Annotated in this window: 1 protein-coding gene; it reads left to right on the plus strand. The window is 61.5% G+C overall.

Features of this window, described 5'->3' with window-relative positions; translation table 11 throughout:
* Nucleotides 1–4,989: toxin glutamine deamidase domain-containing protein (locus AB0I04_RS54850; protein WP_360904928.1), on the plus strand; the 4,989-nt coding region annotated here is incomplete at both ends.

Consider the following 4,989-nt stretch of genomic DNA (forward strand, 5'->3'; position numbering starts at 1 on the left):
ATGACCCGCGGGCTAGACCAGGCGATCGCCGCCACCAACGACCCGGACCAGCGGCAGAAACTACAAGCAGCACTCGACTCCTGGACCGGCCAGCCCACCACCGGCCAAAGCCCGGCACCCCACACCGACCGCAACGACCGTGTGGATGGCGAGGCCGGGGCCATCGCTCCGGGGGCGGCGGTACACTTTCCGGCGCTTCCCTCGTTCGAGGAGGCGTCCGAGAGTGTGCCGGAGGCCGACTCTTCGGGGCAGGCGGCCGCCGGGCCGTTGATGCGGTCGACTATCGACGCGATGGGGGACCTGGTCGATAGGGTGAATAAGGCACTCGCTGAGTTGGGGTGGAAAGAAGGGCCAGTCGATGCCGATGTTGTCCAACGCGTACTCAACGGTGTCTTTGTTCCGGCTGGGCGTCGTGAGCCTGTTGATTCGGCAAAGGCGCCGACCGATCTGAAAGGTCGGGCGGTATGGGTAGCCCACCAGATCAGTGGTCGTAATTACGGGCTCCAAGGCGGGGGTTCCGGACCGGAGTTCGAGCGTTTTTGGCAAATCTTCTTGCCTCTTCAGGATGAAGAAAATGCGTCAGACTACCACAAAAAAACCCTTGCCACGCATTCGTGGCTCGATCTCCGCATCGAAGTAGAAATAAAATCCTATTTCCAGGGATCGGATGGCAATTTTTACCTAACCGAAGAAATGGCTGCGCGCGCAGGGGTTGCCCGCGGGAAATGGGACCCCGTGGCCATCATCGAAGGCATCGCAGGCCCCTTGCAGACGCTCTACGACGAAGCCGGATACCCGCCCGTAGATCCGATATTCGACGAAACCCAGCGGACCGAAAATGAACTGACACGCCGTTTCGGGGACGGTAACGGTTCGCCCGTCCCGCTGAGCGAGATATTTCGCCCCGAATACGGCTACGAATTGACGGACCTGGGCCGTGCATCGTTCATCGGCCCGCCCGTCGTCGGCGAGTCGACAGGCCTGCACGTCCACCACACGCAAGGTGTCGTACTCGCGGGGCTGCCCGTGATCTTGAACCGAATACTGACGGGATCGTATCCAGAACGAGCGACAAACGCGGTTAACCGCGACACAATGGCCGACGGTCTCCGATTCGGAAAGGACTTGGCCGGCCGATTCGTTCGCTGGTGGGCCACCAAAGAGCGGCGGCAAGTAGCTTGGACCCCGGATCCGGAAACGCTGGCCAACCACTTTGGGTCCATCCCGAAGGTCAGAGCGCTATGGGGTGTCGCCGCACTGGCTTACATCCATGCCGCCGGCATGGTGAACGCAATCGTCAAAATGAGCGAAGATGACCACATCCTCAAGCGGAACTTCGATGTGATCTCCCGAAACGACCCTTCCGTCCTTCTGAACGGACTCGGACAGGATGTCCGCGATTACCTAGATGCGGACATAAATTACGCTCTCGACAGTTTCCGTACACGCTACGAAAATAGAACCCAGGCTTGGCTGTCCCAGGAATATGATGTCCTGGATACAAGAATGCCACTACATAATGGAACCATCAGAGACTACCTTTGCGCCGCCCTAGCGCAAAGGTATGATGCCAATATCAGTCATTCCACTATTTTCGAGATGACCACTGTGGGAAATCTCGATGATCATTACGGGCTGCTACGGATTCCGCAGGCAGTGATCGAGATCCGGCATTTCGGAGCCGAACGTGTCAACATCGAAACGGCCCGGCAGCACCATATAATGTTCGCTGAGATCGCGCGCCGCGAATACGCCGCCGTATCGGAGTGGGAGTCCTCTCCATCACGATCTGCGGCCCACCTGGAAGCCCTATGGCGATCCGTCCAACCATCCCAGGAACAAGCAAGACCGGGTGGGCGATCCACCAGGGGCCTGACCGGTGGGTTGCGGGTGGATGATCCGCTGGTGCTCAGGTGGCCGGTCGGTCATGAGATCGCTCTGGACATCACCGAACGAGGTTCCGCACAAGATCAACGGCGACGGGCCCCGGATAACCGCCACTCCATCCCTGAGCTCGATGAATTCCACGGCGCCCTCGACGCTCTGCCACTCGAACCGGCCAAGACGGTGTACACGTTCGAGGCACCGTTCCCGGCCAGGGAGCCAGGCGGGAGCAGCCGCACCCCGACCTCCGGTGGTGACTCATTCTCCTACACCGTCACCTCAACGGGCCGCATCATCTTGCCCGACGGCCTGGAGCTGTCCGCCGATGGGTGGGTCCGCCATGGCCCTGACTTCCTCCACACCGCCCACGGTGCGGTGTTGTTCGGCGACAGCGGCTGGATCGGCCGTGTGCAGAACTGGGACACCCTGTCCGAAGCACTCAAGATGGAAACGCTCCCGCCCTACCGGACGCATACCGACTCCACCACCTTCTTCCTCACCCCCGCCAACGGCCGCGGCCCGTCGATCCGCATTGGCACGCTCACCACCAGCGCATCCGCAGCGGCTCACAGCCATGACGAAGCCGATCCGACCGACATACCTTCGGCTTCCGGCACTATCTCCCCCGATGACCGCCGGATCCACCTCGACCATCCATCGCCGAGTACTGACCCAGTAAGCGCGAGAGCCGCCGAAGCCGCCGGTCAGGACGCGTCCGGAGCCACGGCGCCGAGGCTGGGGCCGTCAGCGTTCCGTAACGAGACTTCGAGGGGCTTGGTCCCTCCCGCCGTGGAGGCGGTGGCCTCACCGCAAACCGCCAACCCGAACGAAGACGTTCCGCCGAGTCCTCGACGCAATTCGTTGGACGCCCGGGTCGCGGAAGGCGTATCAGAGGGGCTTGATCGGCCTCCTCCCGCGATCGACGACACCGACGCCTACACCGATGCCGATGCCGATGCCGATGCCGATACCGATGGCCTGGAGGCTACGCAACAGGCGCAGACCGCCGGCCCGCACATCGGTCGCGACGAGGATTCCCGGCGTGGATTGGTCGAGCAGGTGGCTGCCCGGGTCACGGCGCTGCCCGATGTGCCGGGACGGATTACTCTCACCGAACTGCGAGACAACGTCACTGCGGTCGTGGCGCAGATCGATGGCCAGTTGGGTGTGGTCTCCGATCGCCTGTCGGCGGGGGCGGTTCAAGCCCGAGACGAATTGTGTTCGGTGCTGCTGCAGGCGTTGGCTCGTGAGTTGTTCCCCCGTGGTATCGCGTCTTCACGTGCGCTGGATGGTGCAGTGGTTGCGCCTGATTCCGCCGCCCGGCGTTCGTTGGGCCGTCCTGATGACTGGGTGGCCGTGGAGACCTGGGACGGGCTGTTCGAACAGGTCGAAGAAACCGGATCGGGTGCTGTCGCATTCGTGACGGTGGGTGTCCCTGGTGGAATCGGTCACGCGTTCGCCGTGGTTAACACCGCTCAAGGCCTGCAGGTAGCCGACCCGCAAGCCACCGAACCCGCACAGCGGGTCCACCCGGCGACCGCGCCAGGACTACAGTCCCTCATCCAGCCGGACGCATCCCCTCAGCTGCGAACACCGATTCATACGCGGGCATTGATCGTTTCTGGAATGGGACGGGTGCGAGAGTTCCCCGGACCTTTGCCTGTCGAGTCGGCCTCGACCGCACGTTCGATCTTCGACGCCGCCGACCCCCGCATTGGCATGTATCCCGGCGGTTCGTCGCGTAACCCCGGAAGTTCGCGAGCCCGGTCTCAGCCCGGCTGGTCACCGGCCAACGTCACGCCTGGCGCCGGGCCCTCCTCGGCGCCATTCAATCCGCCGGTCGCCGTCCCTCCGGCCCAGCGCCCCCCTGTTTGGTCGGGTGCTAGGCAACGTCCGAGCCAGCCCAAGCCAGAAGATGGGTATTTTTATGCGCTAGACCAGCGTCTGGCGCAACACGTCTTCCGGCTCCCACTGACACTGACCGACATAACCGAAAAGAAACTGGTACGGTATTTCACCGAGCGCGATTTTAGCAAAATACGCAAGGAAATTAATAAGCAGATCAGAGATGAGGCGGATGAACTAGTCAACTGGTCCCGCGACAATGCAGGTGTGCGGATGAGCGGAAGGCTGTCCGACCGGGAACTGATGGGGCTTATGAATGATACCCTGTGGCGCAGGTATCCAGAAATCAGTTCTTATCTAAACCGTGCGGACAAAACGTCGAAGCGCGACGTCAACATGGATCCCGACGAGTGGATACAGGAGACGATCGATCTCGGTGGCACCGCGATTGATGTCGTCTCCGATCCGAGCATGCCGGCGGACCTGAAAGCGACCATTCTCGGGCATTCGGCACGCGCGATCGGAATGGTTAACGCGGCGGGATATAATGTCCCCCCGTTTACGCTCATGCTTCTTAAGTATGTAAGGTCCCTGCGTATCGACGTGAGGAGTCCAGGGAGAAGACTGCCTCCGCAGCTGGTCATCGAAAAGGATGCCAATCCGCACTTTGATGGGCTTGCTATGGCTTCGGGCGCTTACTCGATATTTATTAACCCGCAGCTTGTCACTAGGAGGCAGGTCGAACCTGAGCGCGCATTCTCGTTTAGTGACATTTCACAAGAACCGGCGGTCGCCGGAATCGTTCACGAGATCGGCCATATCCTCCATCGAACTCAGAACCGCGAACTTGAACTGGATTTGTGGCATACGGCGCTGAGAGATCCACAGGCGTGGGAGGCTCTCGGCAGCGTGAGTCGATATGCGCAGCAGGGAGATTCCATTCATGAATTTGTGGCAGAGTTCTTCGTCAAATCGGTGTACAATGCCAATACTGGCCTAGATCCCAACCTATGGCAGTTTCTTTCGCGGCTCTATCAGGATCTGGGCGGCCCGGTACCGCAGTCGTTGCCGGCCCCTCCGGCGCCGCCGGAGGGAGTGCTGCCATCTGTGCCCCCGGGGACGGCGTTCCAGCCGAGTCGGCAAGGCAGCACGATCCCGCGTCCAGGGACGGCGTTCCAGCCGAGTCGGCAAGGCAGCACGATCCCGCGTCCAGGGACGGCGTTCCAGCCGAGTCGGCAAGGCAGCACGATCCCGCGTCCA

The organism is Actinoallomurus sp. NPDC050550, from assembly GCF_040655075.1.
Classification (GTDB): Bacteria; Actinomycetota; Actinomycetes; order Streptosporangiales; family Streptosporangiaceae; genus Actinoallomurus.